Below are 18439 nucleotides of genomic sequence, written 5' to 3'. Positions count from 1 at the left end.
GGAATATGCAGACTCGCAGCTCGCTCGGCTTGATCGGAATATGCGTTTTATATCCCAGGCATGACTTGATAAAGATGAGGATCTTGTGGTTTGGCGACAACGATGTTGATTTTGTTCGATTTGGCCCGAATGACATTCGGTTTGAAGAAGGGATCTTAAAGGGATTTAAGGCGGAGAAGGATGAATTAAGGGGAACGATACGTTGGATCGAAGGGGACTATCCGATACCGGACGTGATCTATCTGGATGGCCGTGTTGACCTGGAGACAGTGCGCATAATGGAACAAGCTGTAGGCAGGAAGGTATTCAACAGCTTTATATTCGATAAACTGCAAGGACAAGAATTTCTCAAGCGAGACGAGATGTTAAGCCGACACTTGCCGGATGCCTGCAGCGCTCTTGAGGGCAACAGGCCAAACCCTGACTTGGAACGTTTCTTAAGGCTGCATCGAAATGTGTATATGAAGCCCACGGATGGATGCAGCGGCAAAGGAATCATCAGGGTGAAGCTCGACGAAGGTGGCCAAGTGCTCGTAAGCCGATTCGAACATACGGAATCCGTTACAAGCTATCCCTGCATTCAGATGTGGATTGCGGAGTTGAAGCTGACGCAAAACTACATCGTGCAGCGGACGGTTTCCACAGTGAAATGGTACGGCCTGCCTACGGATATCCGCTTGAATATGACGAAGAACGGGGTGGGGGAATGGGACATTTCGTTCCTGATCTCCCGCGCCGCATTAACCGGTGATTATAACAAATTAAATCAATACCAGATGCTGCTTCGGAGAGATTTCGCCCATCTGTTCTCATCTACTAAGAAGAGCTGCGAGGAAATAGAAGCAGATATCATCAAGGTGGGGCGGCGTATTTGCGCCTTCTTCGATGAATCGGACTATCACATGGGCGATCTCGGTATTGATCTTGGCGTCGATGAGGCAGGAGAAATTTGGATTTTTGAAGTGAACCCTCTTCCCTACCCCTATAATATGGCCATCGGGGACCGGTCTTTGGTTCGCCCGCTGGAATACGCCCGATATTTGGCGCTGCAAGCATAGGCGTTTCTGACCAGATGCGGGATGCAGGCATTCCACGAGAAATGAGTCTCCTTCGGCGAATGCGGCCGAATCCTCCGAGCTTCGCCAGTCGAAGCTCCGGGGGAAATTTCGACGAGCTAGCTACACTATGCACGGATCGGACCCTACGATCACTTCGTAGTAGATTTAAAAATTCGCTCGCTGATCGTATGAAGAAAGCTTGTCCATTCCGCTTGAAATTCCGGATCAGTAGGAAGTTTCCCCGTTATCATTCTCGTCACATCACCGAATATGAGCGGATAGATCGTTAAACTGGATATCGCCAAAGTCAGCAAAGCCGGATCCAGATCATCAGGGACAAGCCCAATCTCTTGTTTGGATTTCATGTCGTCAATGTAAGACTGAAGCACTTTTCTTCTCTTCTCTTCCCCCATCAGAGAGCCAGGACGTGGATCGATCGCTTCCCAAACGGTAAACCGTAAGAAATCCAATATTTGCTCTGCATTTATCTTAAATCGATGTTCCGCAACGCGTATGGGATTCGCAGGCATCATAAAGAATTCCGGATTCCACTCTCCAAGCAAGTGCGCCATAACTTCTTCGTACAGCTCGTCTTTCCCCTTGAAGTAATGATAGAGCAGTTGTTTTTTCACGCCAGCTCTGTTGGCAATAGCTTCGATACGCGCACCGGAGTACCCTTTTTCAAAAAATTCCGCCCGAGCTGCTTCAAGAATAGCTCTGCGTGTACGTTCGGCATTACGAATTTCGCCCATTTTAACAACCATCCCGTCCCGATCATTATAGACTGATATTAGTTATTAATTTTATAAAAGTCAAATTTTAATTAACGAATAGGAAAGTTAAATCAACATTTAACTTGACAAGTGTCAAATTATAACTTACCTTTAATTCAAGTTGTAACTTACCATTTGGTCAAATTATAACTGAATTTAGCTTCAAATACTAAAATACGAGGAGAATTACTATGGATTTCGTAAAAAGAGTGGCGCCAGAGTTGAGAGAGGTTCTATCGTTAATGCCTGACTTGAAATTACCTGATGATTTGGAAATGGTTCGTAACTTTCCGATTCCGCAAATCGAGAAATCTCAACACGTCATTACTACAAGCCGATTGATTGCTGGTCCTGACCAAGAGCTATTCATCAAAATTTATGAGCCTGCCCATAGGTCTGAAACGCCATTGCCGGCGGTGTTATGGATTCACGGCGGAGGCTATATGATGGGACATCCCGACATGAATGACGGTCTATGCGAAATTTTCGTTAAGGAAGCCAATTGCGTCGTGGTTGCGGTCGCCTATCGATTAGCTCCTGAGCACCCTTATCCGGCGGCGATCGAAGATTGTTATGCATGCTTATCCTGGATGACTGCAGCTTCAACACAATTAAACATTGATCTGGAAAGAGTCGCAGTAGCAGGTGCCAGTGCCGGCGGTGGCTTGGCTGCCGCGCTCACCTTAATGACCCGCGATAGAAATGGACCTGCAATCGCTTTTCAAATGCCGTTATACCCGATGATCGATGACCGTAATGTAACTCCTTCCAGTCTTGAAATTACTTCCAGCGATGCGCCTTGGAATCGGTCTCGCAACATTACGGGTTGGAGTTTATATTTGGGAGAACATGCCTCTGAAGAGATCTCCCCTTACGCCGCTCCGGCTCGTGCGACAAACCTGGCTGGACTTCCTCCCGCGTATACTTGTGTTGGACAATTAGATCCGTTCCGGGATGAAACGATCGAATATGTCACCCGATTAGCACAAGCAGGCGTACCCGTCGAATTTCATATATTTCCTGGATGCTACCACGGCTTTGAAGATATCGTTCCGCAAGCTAAGGTCAGTCTACGGGCAAGACAGGAATATGTTCAGGCTTTATCAAGAGCATTAAATCCTGAGTTTATTGCTGAAGAGTCGATTGGAAAGGAAGTATGAAAATGAATCGTACGGTTATTTACCTTCTAACGTTAGGGGTATTTCTTACGGCTACAGCCGAATTGGTCGTTGCCGGAATTCTCAACGTCATCGCTGAAGAAATGAACGTTTCGATCGCTATGGCCGGTCAATTGATATCCGCATATTCGCTAGCATTAGCAATTGGTACGCCTATCGTGATCTCGATGACCTCACGGATGGGGAGAAAAAAACTATTGTCATGTGCATTGTCTTTTTTTATCGCGGGTTGTCTACTTTCTTCTTTCAGCAATGACTATTCGATGTTGATGGTTTCCAGAGCCATTTTGGGGCTTAGTGCAGGCGTATTTCTCGTCGTTTCATTCAGTACCGTTGCCAAACTCGTCCCTCCTGAGAAAATAGGCAGTACGATTGGCACGATCATTCTCGGATTTAGCTGCGCGATTGTGCTTGGTGTACCTATCGGTATTACAATTACCAATTGGATGAATTGGCATCTCATCTTTATCATTCTGGCCTTTTTAAGCATTCTGATTCTTTTGGGGATAATCCGCCTGCTTCCGAAGATTGAAGGCGATATTCCGGTACCATTCAAAAACCAACTCATCGTGCTGGCTAGTCCCGTTATTCTCACCGGTTTGTTCATTACCTTCTTTAGAGACACGGGTAACTCGATCATGTACACGTATTTGACACCTTTTCTGGAAGACATCCTGCTCTTGCGCCCCACCACAATCGGATTGATAATGCTGCTCTTTGGGGTTTTCGGTGTCATTGGATCGCGTTTAGGCGGTTTCGCAGCCGATAAGTGGGGGACAAAACGAATCATTTTGTTATGCATTACGGTCCATGCAGTTTCTCTTGCTATACTTCCTATGGTTACCTCATTGCAGATAGCCGGATTAGCGATATTAGCCGTTTGGGTCTTTTCCATGTTTGTGGTCGCTCCAGCACTTCAAACTTACTTCATTCAAGAAGCGCCTCAATCATCTAGTCTTGTACTTAGTTTGAATACTTCCATTACTCATTTGGCGCTAGCAGCAGGAGCAGGTTTGGGAGGGGTGGCTGCGAGCAGTGCTTCCAGCGTGTTTTATCATCCGTGGGTTGCAAGCCTTACTATCGGATTAGGGCTTATAGCGGCCATCGTTTCTTTCTCTATTCGTCAAAATAAACAAACGGTTCCGGCATAAAACACTTCGCTAAGGAGCTGTGGAAGAATGAGATGCCCGCTCTTCCGCATTCGCTCCGTCTGCGCGGACTGAACCCGGGTTCGCTCCCTTTTGGGGCTCCACCAAACAACAAACAACCACTTCGACTGAAGTGGTTTGAATTTGTTGTTTGGTGGAGCCTTGTTCTGTCTGGGTTTTGACAGATTGCTTTCGGATCTGATCGGATGCAGCATGATGGATGGGGACGAAGTTCGTCCCTAACGTTCGAATCCCTCCTGGGACGCCACAACCTCGACGCTTACCGTCACGTTCTGCCCGCTTATTGCCCCCCTAACCCATTCCGTCCGGAGCATACAACTTCACGGCGAACACCTCATAGTACGGCGAACCGTAAGTCGCGCCAAATTCAAACCGAATCCGGGTTAAGCCCCTCGCTGCCACCTTATGTTTATTTAGCGAGAGATAGTTCCCTCTGACTTCGACGGTCCGCTCGCTCCCGTCCGCAAAGGTTAGAATCGCATCGTAGTCCTTGATCAGGGTTTCGATCGGGTCATCGAAATGCTCCAAATCCAACCTTCCGTTGAATACCAGATGGAATTCCTCCAGATCCTTGGGTCTGTCAAAAGCCAACTCCAGCCACTCCGGCGAACCCTTTCCATCCGACCTGCTTAAGGCCGAAACCCAAACGTTCGGCAGCCCGTACGGCCGCGAGTGACCGTTGATCACGTTGCCGGGATCGTACATATTTTGGGCGGGCAGCAGCTCTTTGAAGCAGATATTCTTGTCCCATCGCTTCAATCGGGCCGGCTCCTCCGGACGATAATGGAAGCTGACGGCTCCGGTAAGCTTCTCATCATTGCAATACACAGACAGACCCGTATTGCACTCCAGCACAATATACACTTTATCGTCCGCCGGCCTCTCCTGATCCAAGTCCAGCGCAATCCATCCGTCATGTCCTGATTCGATCGCCAAGCTATAACTCTTCAACTCGCGACTAGGAATATAATTTTCTTCCCGCTCCCCGCCCATTAGCTTCACATGCAGCATCTCCGTCTGCCGGGTTTCATTCCTTACTTTCAAGCTCACTCTGTTCACGCGATCCGTACAAACGGGCAGCGCCAAACACAGCCCCCGATCCAAAGGAACAGGAACTCCATTCGCCTCATTCTCGTACTTCCGCTGGGACGATGCCCGAACGGTCAATCCGTCCGCGAGGCAAGGATTCAACTCCTCCTTCAGGCCGACGATCGTCTGGCCATCCCGAAGCAGCATGGACTGAAGCTCGGCCATATGTCCGGCTGCCACTGAAGATGGATCCGCGCCGTATTTGACGCATAATGCGGCCGCCGTTCCCACGGCCTGTCCCATACACCCGCAGGTTGCCATCACCCGGGTCGAACCGAAAGCCACATGGGTGGCGCTTATATTGCGGCCTGCCATCATGAGATTGGGGACATTCGCCGAATATAGGCTGCGGAAGGGGAGGTTGTACAAGCCGGGAACAAAATTCCACGCCGTAGCCGGTCCTTCATCATAGATGCCCTTGGCGGCATGCAGGTCCATCGCCCATCCCCCGACCGCCACGGCATCCTCAAAATGCGGTTTGGCCGTCAGGTCGTTCTGGGACAGCATATAATCCCCGATGAATCGTCTCGACTCCCGCTTGCCCGGAATAGGACAAACATAATCCAGGATGAGATTGTCTACATCATCAAATTCGCCGCTGTTCTTGATATAATCCCAAATGCCGTATACCAGCTTTCGCAGCTCCAGCGCGATCTCTTCGTTGTTCTTGATTACATCCAGATGCCCGCCGTATTCCAGCCACCACAATCCGCCAAGACCGCTGACTTTGCGTGGAAATACGCGATGGTTCAAACCTTTCCGGAGATTCTCGAAGAAGCTCAGCTTCGTAATATCATAGGCAAACTCGGGCCTTCTGAACGGAACCTTATACCCTAAATCACGGGTTTGAAAGAGAATCGTATCCCCCATCGTGTACCGGTCCGCCGTGTCGGGAGCCAAATCCTCATCGAATTCGTTCCTCGCTTCTCTCCCCCTTTTGTATCGAGCGCCTGCCTGATAGCCAACCACTCCATCCCCCGAGCAGTCGATAAAATACGGGCTTTCAAACTTGAATTTCCGTTCGGAAGCCAGTTGCAAACCGTCGACCCACCCGATTCGGCCGCTCTCCATCCCCGTTTCATACACGCATGTGTTCAGAAACAACGAAATGTTGGGCTCGCCGTAAACCATATCCAGCAGGACCGTATCCGACACGGAGAACATCAGCTTTTTATTATAAAGAGGGTTGTAATGGAAAACTTTCAGTTTGAGCTCTTCCACCAAACCTCCCTCGCGCGCGTAATAGGAAGGGCTGTTTCCGAGATAAGCCGAACCGTTAATATGCACTCTGACCTCGCTGCTGGCATTCCCGCCCAGAACCGGGCGGTCGTTAACAAGCGCTACCTTCAATCCGTTCCGCGCGGCGGCAATGGCGGCGCAAATTCCCGCGATCCCTCCGCCTACGACGGTTACATCCGATTTAATAAGTTCCATTATGATAACCTCCATGAGTAGATCTGCTAATAGCGCCGATTCATCCCGTCTCTGAAGAGAAAGGATGAATCGGCGACAAGGTTAAATGCCGGCCATCAACTACTTATTGTGCGGAACGAGAACTTCAACGGAAGCCGTCGCTATATTCCCTGCCTTGTCCGTTACCATATAGGTTATCGTGTACGTTCGCCCGTCACCCGTTCCCAGTCTTCTTGCTCTCAAGCTGAATTCCCTGTCGTCCGTTCCGAATTCCGCTCCTTGAACATCTCCTTCCGCGATGGGCTCGTCGCATGTTATAGACACCAGCTTTACGGATGCGATACCGGATTCATGATCGACTGCATTCACATTGACCTGAACAGGTACCATCTTATTATTCGGCGGCCAGATCGTCGCAGGGTCCGCTTCGAGCGACAATTCGGGCGGTATCGAATCCGCGGGGTAAATCGTGAGTGCAATTTTGTAATCCTTGTAGTCCATGAGCGGAACCGCGGCGGTTGGATTGACGACCAGCACCGCGGTACCGTCGGAACGCGCCTCGTTCCTGACAATCGTGCTGTCCAGATTCAGGGCGGAACCGTTCGTTTTGTGCGTCAGCGTGCCGGTAACCCGCAAGCCTCTTAACGTGTTCTCCCTTATCGGGAATGGAAATGGCGAGATGGGCACAACCAATCGAATCACTCCCTCGGTTGCATTCATACCGGGATAATTGACCGTGACATCAAATGGATCGAACATGCCTAACGGTTCCGGCGGGTGAATGTTGACAACAACGTGATAGTCTCTGTAATCCGCAAGTGGAACTGCTCCGTCCGGATAGATCACAAGCACGGCAGTTCCGTCCGTGCGGACTTCATTTCTTTTGATGATACTGTCCAGTCGCAAGGTGGAACCATTCGTTTTGTGCGTCAACGTCCCTGTAATTCGCAAACCGATTAACAGATTTTCCGTAACCGGAAACGGGAAATCGTCTACAGGGACGACCCACCGGAGAACGCCTTCGCTTGCATTCATGCCTTTCGTAGAGACCGTTAACTCGAATGGTTCAAAGTTATCTACGGTCGCGGGCAGCGTGATGCCCGCGTCTTCGAAATCGTTGGGCACAAGCGTACCGCCGCCGAGGTTCTCCGTCTGTCCGTCCGTTTTGACCGCTTGCAGCTCGTATGTGAACGGTTTTGCCGGGTCATCCACTTTGATCAGGAATTCGTAAGGATACCCGGTTTTCTCCACCGTCTGCTGCTCGTCGCCGATTCGATACGTCATCGTCAATTTGCTCGTCGTGTCGTTCATATCGGATATATAAACGTAGGCGTGATAGCTTTCCGGTGAAACTTGAATGACGTGACCTTTTCCTCTCGTATGCTCCGTCACGGTGTCGCGATTATTGTTGGAATACACGTAATCCGTCTTGGCATAAGCCGGCGCTTTGACGCCGGGGATGCGCAGCACGACCGACCGGATTCCTTTCGCGGGAATATCGATGGCAAACCGGCCATCCTGAACGGCGATCTGCGAAATGGCGCCGTCCGCCTCGTACACCGTAGCGGTTCCGGTATAGGTTGCTCCGCCTTCCACTTTCTCCGCTAAAGAGATGGTGGTCGTGACAGCCCCGTTGCCCTCGTTCATTAAAGCTAGTCCGAGAACGCCGTCTTTCCGAGCCGCAATATAATCGATTTCAACCGAGTCCGGTTCGATGATTCCCCGGTCAAGCCACAGCCACATGTCCTCTTCGTCGTAAAACCGTCCCGGCGCATGGCCGAATTGATTCGAAGCGAAGTAGGCGTAGCCTGACTGGTAGATCGACGGGAAGGTTATGTTTCGCTCGGATTTCGACCAGGCGCTGTTGATCAGGAAATCTTCCAGCATGGAAATAAACACGGGGATATGATGAAAATAGATCGACGTATAGTCCGGACCATTGTAAGGATAATCCGCCCGCATCTGGTGGAAAATCGGTCTGTCCTGATAGTATCCCGCATAGTTGCCGAACCTGCCGATCATCGCATTTCGCGCCATCGTTTCAAAATACGGGTCTCCCGTATATTCCGACAATTTGATTAGCATGCCCGCCCAGTTGTTCATCGTGATAATGTTGCCGCCACCCGGTGAATGCGGATGCTCGGTGCCCATGCCGGCTTTGGCGATGAGCCAGCCGGGCGCCGTCTCCTCCAGCAGGGGCGGACCGCTCTCCTGCGGCGCCTTAGCTTCGCCATCGGGATTACCAAGCCTCCACTGCTGGTCGCCATGCCACCAGAAATTAAACTGGTCCGCGACCAGCGGCCGTTCAGACGTTGCCTCGGGATCCAAGGTATACTCGGAATCCGCGTAACCGTTGTGGTACCCTGTCGTCCACAAACCGGTTACGAGCAGCTGTCCGGCTTCCTCGGCAGCATCCAGATATTTCGTTTCCCCTGTCGCTTCATAGGCTGCCAGGAAGGTCGTGACCATCGGGATGTAATCGCCGTAGACAAAACCGGTTATAAACCGGGATTCCCGGTTTGCTCCGGCATTGGGATGGTTGACCAAATAACGGTCCGCCAATTGCTTGACTTTGCTCAAGTAAGTCTCATCGCCGGTATACTTGTACATCGCCGCCTGATCGGCAACGCCGCTCAAATTCGCGCTTTCCTTTGCGAAATCGATTGCTGTATCGAGCAAGAACGGCATGCGTCCCTGCGTCATCTCGTATAAACCGCCGAATACGCTCGCGGAATATTTATCTACAGGTCCGCCCATTGGCGTCGGCAACTCGGAAACGTATTTCGCTCCTCCCACGCTATCCGTGATTTTATAATGAAAGTTTTTCTTGCTCAGCATAAAGGCCAACGTCGGAACCGCTCGTTCATCCAAAATTTCCTCGTTCTCCGTCAGCAAATACCGCTGCACCGCCGTCAACGAATTGGCCAGGGTCGTCAAATCTCTCTCTTCCATATTGTAGTGAGCCATGTTGACTGGATCCCAACCGCCGTAATCGTCGTCCAGCATCAAATCCGTGGCGTTGTATATGGCTTCATTGATCGAATGGAAGTAATTCGTCCTCAAATCTTTCAGGTTGTACAAATGCTCAGATACATGCGTTAGCGTATCGTACCAGGAGTTCAACTGATTGACGATTCGGTATGACACCTCATAATGGTCGCCGCTTTCAAATAAGCTGTGCTCCGTGCCGAACATTGGAGCAATGAGTTGAGGCCTTACTTTCAAGTCGGGGTCTCTCAGCACCAACCCAAAACGTGAAGTGTCCGTATAAGCGAATCCTTGCGGCACGCTGGACGGGTCCATCACGACTCCGGAGGTCAACGGTTTGCCTTGCACCTTCGACTGGTTTTCCTTAAAATGCAAGGTGGCCATCGGAGTAAACAAGTAACTTTCCGCGATCATGCCCGCATCGGCGGGTACCGCCTTCTTCACATACAATAGCGGTGCGGTAACCGTATCGTAATCCTCAAGGCTAACGCCATCGCCGCTATACAGCATGAAGGAATAAGCGCCTTGTTCCGCGAATACGGCCTGAAGCGTCACCTTGGGGTCGTCCGTCAGCTCGTCCAACTCGAATGTCACCTTCAAATCCGCTTCCGTATTGGGGAACGTCAGTTCGATTCGGTCTTCGTCAACCTTCTGAAAATCGGATGGAATGAACCAGACGGGAACACCGGATTTAAAGTAATCTCCCGTTACGGCACTAACTACTCTGCCATCGAAGCCAACCGTTTGTTTGACCAGGGAAAATTGTTTGTTTTCTCCAGCCAATTCGCTGTGCAGCGCGGACATCATGAGGAAACCGAGCTCCTCTGTTTTCCCTTTCACCAGAGCCCAACCAGCTCCGTCTTTCACATAGATTTCGTTCTGCACCAAGTCGCCTAGTTCCCCTGTGCCCTGATGAAAAACAACCTTAACCGAATCGTTCTCAATCGATTCCGTCCTGACCGGCGTCACATCCGCTTTCGCCCATGCCGGAAAAGCGGCGGACGGAAGCGAGTTGAGCGGATTGGTCGGCTGGACGATTTCCAGCAGCTGCTCTTTGTCCTCAGGCGGGATCAAATCCAGATTCTCCGTAAGGAAAAATCCTTCGCTTCTGGCATAGAAGCCGGAGGTGTCTACAAGAGCCAGCTCGTGAATGCCCTCATCCAGTTCATAAATTCCGACTTCCGACCAGCGAAACCCTTCTTGTCCGTGATCTCCGAACTTTTCATCGGCCATGACGCCATTGATCGACACATGGAACGATCTCGTGCCCGGCTGATTGGTAGCGAAATCCCGGTCGCGCACCCACAGTCTGTAGCTCGCGCTTTTGGTGATGTTTACTTCCGCAATCGCAGGCTCTCCGCCCGAGCCGTCCGCTTCGTCCGGCGTCGTTGCGGTCGCGCGCCCGAGCAGAAGATCGCCGTTTAATGTCCATGACCCATACGACTTGAAAGACGTAGGGGGAAAGTAGAAATGCTGATACGGCTCTCCCTCCAGAACGCTCGCCTCCGATGTCGCATCTTCCGCGGCAATCCCGGCAGTCACGGAAAATGAAGGCGCTATCAAAATTAAAATAACAAGCAACGACAGTACCTTTTTCATCAAGATCATCCTCCTTATCCCATTGGTTTTCGATCGATTTCATCATAACGTGTTGGGACTCGAAAAATTTCTTTGATTTTAAGAACTTCTTATAAAATATTTTGTCGCTGACAAAGAAAAAGCTATGTCAGGATGCGTAGTCCGCATTCCCGCATAGCATACGTTGATCTACTTCAGCCCTTGAATTTTTTTCCGGTATTGCTTGGGAGTAAATCCTGTATACTGCTTAAACAGTTTGCAAAAGTACCCTTCGTTCACAACTCCCACTTCCTCGCACAATTCAAAATTCGAATAATCTTTTACCTGCAACAGTTCAAGAGACAGTTCGATTTTTCTCCGGTTGATATATTCGACTACTCCCTCTTTCATCGTTTTCTTAAACAGGCTGCTGAAATAAGCGGGAGCCAGATTCACATGATCGGCTATGGCTTGAAGAGTCAGCCGTTGCTTCACATTTCCCTCGATTAAGCGCTTAGCTCGTATAATCTCCGTACGCTGGGAGAGCTGGCCGTCCTGCAGATGTTCGAAGATGAAATCGCCAATCAATCGAAGCTGCTCGCGAAACGTCATGAACTGAATAGGGAACTCTTCATCGCCAGGCTCCAGGACATGCCAAGCTTTCAGTTTCGACGCAACATCTCTGTACAAGTCCCTCATCAGGGGTGCCGTAACGGACTTATGGATTTTGCCTTCAATCACATACCGGTATAAAGCTTCCATTTGTTCTTCAAGCTCTTGCCTGGAAATCCCCCTATGCATCCAAGCTAAAAAATCCGTCAGTTTCTGCTGCAAAGCGGGACCAGGAACATTTTGATACCGAATGCGGTGCGCAGGCGTTTTGACGGTCTTTTCTTCATGAAAATAAAAATCCTCGCTTATATCCGCCGCTTGCGAATAGGCTTGTTTGATGGATTCCAATCCTCTGTGCGGGCTGCCGAAAGCGACGGAAGCCTCCTGATTCAGGTATTGCATCAAATGATTCACGATCTGGCGCCCCAATGTAAGGCAGGCAAGCTGAGTGTCCATTTCGCTACGGTTATGGTCCCATGCAAAGAAACCGATAAACCGGTCATCGTGCAATTCGGATGCCACTCCCGCCCCGAAGCCCACCAGCGTTTCTTCGATTACATTGGTCATCGCATATTTCAAAATGCTTTGGTCTACCGCCGAATATTCATTCCGGAAGCTTTCATAATGATTTATTTCCACAATAAAACAGCAGTACCAGGATTGGAAATAATGAACCTGCATCCAGTTACCGAAATCCGATACCCGGTAAGAGGAGATTTCCCCCCGCACCAACTCATTAAAAAATTGTTTGCGTATGCGGTATTTATTTTCTAGTACCGTCACGTTTAATGATTGAAACTCATCCTCTTTCTTCCTGATCTCTTCCAATGTGCCGGCCGCCTTATCCAATGCACGCTCCAAATCCGCTTCCCGCAGAGGAACCTTGACGATGTATTCCAGAATGTTGGCACGGATCGCCCTCTGGGCATAATCAAACGAAGAGTATGCAGACAATAAAATATATTGGGTGTTCGGAAGCTTCGGCTTCAGCTCTTCGATCATCGAAATTCCGTCCATTTGCGGCATGACGATATCCGAAATAATAATGTCCGGTTTTAGCCGCAGAGCTTCCTCGATCCCCTTCGTCCCGCTGTAAGCTTTGCCGATCAGGCGGAACCGCCCGTCCCTTCCCGCCAGCTCCTGAAAGAACAGCTCCAATCGTTGAACGATCAGGTCTTCATCGTCTATGATGAGGCAGGTACAGGTTCTCATTTTCATGCAGCTCCTTTGCATGGTTTGCCGGAAATCGTGCACGGATGCAGGTTTCCTTCCCCGGATTGCTGATGATTTGCAGTCCATACTGTTCGCCGTAATGCAGTCTGATCCGCTCGTGAATGTTATTCATCCCGATTCGTTTCCGTTTGGCTTCTACATTCTTCGTTTCGGGTTTCAACAGCTGCCCGATCTTATCCTGTGGAATGCCCACCCCTTGGTCCGCCACTTCGATGACGGTGAAAGCTCCGTCCCGGTAAGCACGAATTGCAATCGGGCCTTCGATCTGGCCGCCGTTGTAACCATGAAAGATACTGTTCTCCACCAAGGGCTGCAACAGCATTCGAAATACCGGAAAATCCATAAGTCCTTCTTCGATATTCTCGAGCAACTGAAAGTTGCGGTTATACCGAATGTTCTGGATCGCGATATAGTCCGAAACATTCTGCAGTTCATAGCGCATCGCTACCTTCTCCGAAGCCTCGGATATCCCGTACTCCAATAAAGATATCAATGAACCGATAACCACATCCACTTTATCCAGCTGCCCCAGTCGCGTGACATTGCTGATGGAACCTAGCGTATTATACAGAAAATGGGGATTGATCTGGGATTGCAAAACTTGAATCTCCAGCTTTCGTTTGTGCTCGTTATGGATCTCCAGACTTCGGATCAGCTCCACGATTTGCTGCAGCATCCGGTCAAACGCCCTGGAAAGAACGCCGAACTCATCGTTCCGGTTGATAGAGATGGTAATGCCGAGATTCCCCTGCTCCACCTGTTCCATTTTCATCTTGAGCGCATACAAGGGGTGCCGGATATACTTGGCAATGAAATAGGAAATGCACAAGCTGAACAACAGGCCGGCGGCCAGAAGCCCGAAGTAATACCTTTCCAATCTGGACAATGCCGCCTTTAAACGGGATTCATCATTAATCGAAACGATAAACCATTTGAACTTTTCCGTAGGCTGCTTCATGATGGAAACCGGCTTTCCTTCTTGCGTTTGGATCTGCAAAACGGAACCGTTGGCATCCACGATTTGTGCCCCTGTCATTTCCCCAATGGAGAATGAATGGTCTTGCAGATCGAGAGGTTCTCTATTTTCAGAAAACCCGGCGATGATTTTACCTGCCGGGGTAATGAGAGCCAGGTTCATTTGTTCTTGTTTGTTGATCTTGAACAAGGTCGCCTCAATCGCATTAAGGTCCAAATCTACCGCGACAGCCATGGGTACGGGTGAATGATTCAAATAACGGACCATCGTCACCGTCCAGCCCGAATACAAGGATTTGTAGGGTTCGCTTACGAGCGTCATCCGTTTGTTTTTGTTCGCCGCATCGAAGAGCGGTTTTCTGTCCGGCAAAGCTCCGTCAAAGATCCGGGTAGGAAAGCTTCCTCCGATAATGGACAGATCGCTTTTGATCAGATAGATATTGCTTACATAACTGCTGTTCAACTCATACAGTTGCCTGACCTGATTCCGGATCAGATCCGGATTATGGAGGTTGGCCTGCACGGAGGATTCAAGCGAGAATAGGATCGTCTGGAAGGATGCAAAATTTAACGTTAAATACTGATCTACCTTGTCTAGGATCTGCTGCAAATAGTAGGCGTCATTGGCTCTTACTTCTTTCTGGATAAATTGGTAGGACAATTGGCTTATCAAGATTACACAGCTTAATATGAAAGCAAAGCAGATCAGGAATAATTTCAAGGGCAAACTAGTAATTTTCCGCATCGGCTATCTTCCCTTGCGTGCATGATTGACATTAGTATAGCAGAATGCAACAAAGAGAGGGACAATACCTATTTGCCCCTCTCGTCAATGATTTACTTGATATAACCAATTGATTTCAGCTGTTCGGTTACATTTTCCTTGTATTTTTGCAGGTCGAACGTGGCTTCCAAGGTTTCAATATAGTGATCCCAATTCGATAGCGGCTCCTGTCCGCTCATGAATTTGACCAAGGTTTCGTTAATATATCGCACCCTCTCCGCAGCTTTCGTATCGTTCGGATCCGACGTCAAGGCTGCTCCCGGCAATGTCGGCGACACATACTTTTGGTTGCTTGCAAAGGCTTCGATCGTTTTCGGATCTTTGAAGCTGAAATATTCCGGATCGTCTCCGCGGCGCGGGAACCGATAATGGTCGACCCAAGTATATTGATCCTTGATTTCCTTGGGCAGTTCGCTGTTTTTGTTATCCGCCTTGCCATCCACGATGTCCCACTGAACGCCTTTTACGCCGTAAGCGAAGTGCGGATACGCTTCTTCATCCGTAAACGCATATTCCAGCATGGAGAGGACCCGGTTGATCTTATCCTCGTCCGCTTTGGCGGAAATGGCCCAGGAATTGCCCTGATATGTTTTCCGTTCCAGAATCTGATCGCCGTAAGGTCCCGTCATCGGGGGAATCACAATCCATTCCGCTTCTTCGCCAGTGACTTCAACGATTCTCTTCTGAGTCTCCGGCTCCAACTTGCGGATATCCCGGACCATGACGCCGACTTTACCCTTGAACAACTTCTGGTCCAGCAAATCAGTCGTATTCATCGACACCCAATCCGGATCCACCACCTTGGCTTCCATCATTTTGTTAATGTAGCTCACAGCCTCTTTCATCTTCGGATCAGTGAATAGGAGGACCGCTTCATTGTTTATCACATCGATGGCTCCGGGAGGGTTCACGCCGAACATCCACATCAGGGTATCGAAGCCGTAGGTTTGCAGGTTGCCTTCCTTATTCATGCCTCCAATGAAACCGTACGTATCGTTCTTCCCGTTTCCATCAGGATCCTGTTCGGTAAAAGCTTTCATGACTTCGAAGAGTTCTTCATGTGTGGTCGGGATCTCCAAATTCAGCTTCTTCAGCCAATCGTTCCGGATGAACATGCCGTTGATTATCCCGTTCACGTTGTCGTAACCCGGCACAGCGATCGTCTTGCCGTTATACTTCATGGCTTCCCAAGAAGTGTCGCTGAAACGCTTCTGCAATTCCGGGTATTGATCCAGATACGGGGTCAGATCCGCCAGAATGCCCTGGTCGTAATATTGGGAAAGATCCGCCCGGCTCTTCAGGAAGATCAGGTCCGGAATATCTCCGCCCGCGATAAGCGTATTTAATTTGGTCGTCGCTTCGCCGGCTTGCGGAATGATCATGTTCAGATCGATATTAACCGCCTTCTCCAGCATCTGACGCTGAATGTCTTCTTCCTTTGGAGGCAAGGGAGCCCCCGCATTGAAGGTGCCGGCATTGAACATCGTGATTTTCAACTTCTCCTCAAACTTGTTGTCCTGAGAACTAACCGAGTCGGTCGTTGTTGGTGCAGGATGATTCACCTCATCTTTGCTGCCGCAGCCTGACAATACCGTTCCCATGCCAACTGCTAATGCGAGGATGGGAAGCATGATCTTGCTTTTATGCATGTTGACCTCTCCTTTTTTTCATAAATTTATTACCACGGTTAAACCGCGACAATCGAAGTGAATTCGCTTATTACCCCTTGACGGAGCCCATAAGCACGCCCTTGGTAAAATGCTTCTGCAAAAATGGATAAACGATCAGGATCGGAACCGTTGTAACGACAACAGCGGCCATCTGCATGGCGATCGTGCTGACACGCTCCATATCGGACAGAACTTCTGCGCTTTGCGCCTGGACATTAAGCAGAATGTTGCGCAGCACCACCTGAAGCGGCATCAAATCCGTATCGTTGATAAACACGATGGCGTCGAAATAGCTGTTCCAGTGTCCGACCGCATAGAACAAGGATATGGTGGCCAGCACGGGCATCGAGAGCGGCAAGATGATTTTCCACAACGACTGAAGCTCGCTTGCCCCGTCAACCCGGGCCGATTCCTCTATTTCGGCAGGCAGCTGCTCGAAGAAACCTTTGATGATCACCAGATTGAATGCGCTGATCAAACCCGGGATAATCAAAACCCAGGGCGTATCCAGCAAGCCAAGGGAGCGGATCACCAAGTAGGAAGGGATCAAGCCTCCGCTGAACATCATCGTAAAGACGATGAACAGCAGGAAGGAGCTGCGACCCGGCAAATATTTTTTGGACAACGGATATGCGGCAATAATCGTAAACAGCAAGTTGAGCGCTGTACCGACAATGGTACGAAACAGGGTAATCTTGTACGCCTGTCCGATGCCGTGGGAGCGGAACACTTCGAAATAACCTGCTAACGTAACGCTTTCGGGAATGATGACGACGCCTCTTCTTAATACTTCAGATTCCGGGGTGACAGAAACCGCGACCACATATAGAAAAGGGAACAGACATAGCACAGATAAAGTAATCAGAACGATGTAAATAAAAACTTGTCCCGCTTTTTCACCGATAGTCAAATTGATCATCTAGAACTCACCTCACCAGATTTGCCCGTCGAATTTCTTCGCAAGCTTGTTTGCAACCAATACCAATCCAAACCCGACTACGGATTTAAACAATCCGACTGCGGTCGCCAAACCGATTTCCAGCCGTTGCAAACCTTCGCGGTAAACCCAGGTATCGATAATGTCGATCTTTTCCTGGTTGAAGGTATTGGCGAACATGAATATCTGGTCAAAGCCTGCATCCAGAATATGGCTTAATTTCAAAATCAACATCAGAATGACGACGCTCCGGATGCCGGGCAGCGTAACGTGCCAAAGCTGCCTCCACTTGGAAGCGCCGTCGATGCGGGCCGCTTCGTACAAGCTTGGGTCGATTCCCGCCAATGCCGCCAGGTACAAGATAGCTCCCCAGCCGATGTCTTTCCAAATATCCGACATGACGATTACCGCTCTGGCCCAGGCTGGGTCCGTCAGGAAGGCAACGGGACTCCATCCGTTTTCCTTTAGCAGCATATTGATCAGACCGTCGCCCGGAGCCAATAAAGCGACCATAAGTCCATACACAATTACCCAGGACAGGAAATGGGGCAAATAGGTGATGGTTTGCACGATTCGCTTAAACCTTTGGATCGTCACCTCATTCAGAAGCAAAGCCAGCACGATGGGTGCGGAGAAACCGAACAACAGCTTATACAACGAGATGACAATTGTATTTTCCATAATATCCCAGAAATAAACTCCATTAATGAAATCCTTGAAGTTCCGGAGTCCCGCCCACGGGCTGTCCCATAGCCCCAAAACCATATTGTAATCTTTGAATGCGATCACGATTCCGGCCATCGGGATGTACTTGAAGACGGCAAAATAGATCAACGCCGGGAGTAACAGCAGATACATGGTTTTATATCTGCGCATCGTTTTTATCCAGGATTTCAAGCTGCTTGAGAAGCCAATGGTGCGTGTACCTGCGCCTGCTGCCACTTTCGTCTGCATTGTCATCACCTAATCTTTATTTTTCTATATCTTAGCACGAAGGCAGCAA

Annotated in this window: 11 protein-coding genes; 3 read left to right on the top strand and 8 right to left on the bottom strand. The window is 49.6% G+C overall.

Features of this window, described 5'->3' with window-relative positions:
* Positions 1–5 precede the first annotated feature (5 nt).
* Positions 6–1058 carry a YheC/YheD family protein gene (locus tag RB620_RS03220; protein WP_308092077.1) on the top strand — a complete coding sequence of 351 codons (1053 nt, stop codon included), beginning with the start codon at positions 6–8 and terminating at the stop codon, positions 1056–1058.
* Between the two features lie 149 nt (positions 1059–1207).
* Here the strand turns inward: RB620_RS03220 and RB620_RS03215 are convergent, their stop codons facing one another.
* Positions 1208–1810 carry a TetR/AcrR family transcriptional regulator gene (locus tag RB620_RS03215; RefSeq protein ID WP_308092076.1) on the bottom strand — a complete coding sequence of 201 codons (603 nt, stop codon included), beginning with the start codon at positions 1808–1810 and terminating at the stop codon, positions 1208–1210.
* Positions 1811–2022: 212 nt separating this feature from the next.
* On the opposite strand from RB620_RS03215, the gene RB620_RS03210 reads away from it, so the two are divergent.
* Entirely contained in the window at positions 2023–2991 is a 969-nt protein-coding gene (locus RB620_RS03210) for an alpha/beta hydrolase (RefSeq protein WP_308092075.1), read from the top strand.
* A gap of 2 nt (positions 2992–2993) precedes the next feature.
* Positions 2994–4160: an MFS transporter gene (locus tag RB620_RS03205; protein WP_308092074.1), complete on the top strand. Its 1167-nt coding sequence runs from the start codon at positions 2994–2996 to the stop codon at positions 4158–4160.
* 309 nt (positions 4161–4469) lie between these two features.
* Here the strand turns inward: RB620_RS03205 and RB620_RS03200 are convergent, their stop codons facing one another.
* The 7 genes from RB620_RS03200 to RB620_RS03170 form a co-directional block, all read right to left on the bottom strand.
* Positions 4470–6701: an FAD-dependent oxidoreductase gene (locus tag RB620_RS03200; RefSeq protein ID WP_308092073.1), complete on the bottom strand. Its 2232-nt coding sequence runs from the start codon at positions 6699–6701 to the stop codon at positions 4470–4472.
* A 99-nt stretch (positions 6702–6800) separates the two neighbouring features.
* Entirely contained in the window at positions 6801–11267 is a 4467-nt protein-coding gene (locus RB620_RS03195; RefSeq protein ID WP_308092072.1) for a hypothetical protein, read from the bottom strand.
* Between the two features lie 168 nt (positions 11268–11435).
* Positions 11436–13049: a response regulator gene (locus RB620_RS03190; RefSeq protein WP_308092071.1), complete on the bottom strand. Its 1614-nt coding sequence runs from the start codon at positions 13047–13049 to the stop codon at positions 11436–11438.
* On the bottom strand, positions 13015–14718 hold the full coding sequence (locus RB620_RS03185) for a sensor histidine kinase (protein WP_308092070.1): 1704 nt from the start codon (positions 14716–14718) through the stop codon (positions 13015–13017). Before RB620_RS03185 ends, RB620_RS03190 begins: the two co-directional genes overlap by 35 nt.
* A 164-nt stretch (positions 14719–14882) precedes the next feature.
* Entirely contained in the window at positions 14883–16478 is a 1596-nt protein-coding gene (locus RB620_RS03180) for an extracellular solute-binding protein (protein ID WP_308092069.1), read from the bottom strand.
* A gap of 70 nt (positions 16479–16548) precedes the next feature.
* Positions 16549–17418 (bottom strand): carbohydrate ABC transporter permease, encoded by an 870-nt coding sequence (locus RB620_RS03175; RefSeq protein WP_308092068.1) that lies wholly within the window; start codon positions 17416–17418, stop codon positions 16549–16551.
* A gap of 12 nt (positions 17419–17430) precedes the next feature.
* Entirely contained in the window at positions 17431–18390 is a 960-nt protein-coding gene (locus RB620_RS03170) for an ABC transporter permease (protein ID WP_308092067.1), read from the bottom strand.
* Positions 18391–18439: the final 49 nt, after the last annotated feature.

It is taken from the genome of Paenibacillus sp. LHD-117 (assembly GCF_030929555.1).
Taxonomy (GTDB): domain Bacteria; phylum Bacillota; class Bacilli; order Paenibacillales; family Paenibacillaceae; genus Pristimantibacillus.
This window is presented reverse-complemented; position numbering and strand designations above follow the sequence as displayed.

Coding starts and splice junctions, on each gene's coding strand:
- RB620_RS03220 (WP_308092077.1), top strand. CDS start 6: ATGCAGACTCGCAGCTCGCTCGGCTTGATCGGAATATGCGTTTTATAT.
- RB620_RS03215 (WP_308092076.1), bottom strand. CDS start 1,810: ATGGGCGAAATTCGTAATGCCGAACGTACACGCAGAGCTATTCTTGAA.
- RB620_RS03210 (WP_308092075.1), top strand. CDS start 2,023: ATGGATTTCGTAAAAAGAGTGGCGCCAGAGTTGAGAGAGGTTCTATCG.
- RB620_RS03205 (WP_308092074.1), top strand. CDS start 2,994: ATGAATCGTACGGTTATTTACCTTCTAACGTTAGGGGTATTTCTTACG.
- RB620_RS03200 (WP_308092073.1), bottom strand. CDS start 6,701: ATGGAACTTATTAAATCGGATGTAACCGTCGTAGGCGGAGGGATCGCG.
- RB620_RS03195 (WP_308092072.1), bottom strand. CDS start 11,267: ATGAAAAAGGTACTGTCGTTGCTTGTTATTTTAATTTTGATAGCGCCT.
- RB620_RS03190 (WP_308092071.1), bottom strand. CDS start 13,049: ATGAGAACCTGTACCTGCCTCATCATAGACGATGAAGACCTGATCGTT.
- RB620_RS03180 (WP_308092069.1), bottom strand. CDS start 16,478: ATGCATAAAAGCAAGATCATGCTTCCCATCCTCGCATTAGCAGTTGGC.
- RB620_RS03175 (WP_308092068.1), bottom strand. CDS start 17,418: ATGATCAATTTGACTATCGGTGAAAAAGCGGGACAAGTTTTTATTTAC.
- RB620_RS03170 (WP_308092067.1), bottom strand. CDS start 18,390: ATGCAGACGAAAGTGGCAGCAGGCGCAGGTACACGCACCATTGGCTTC.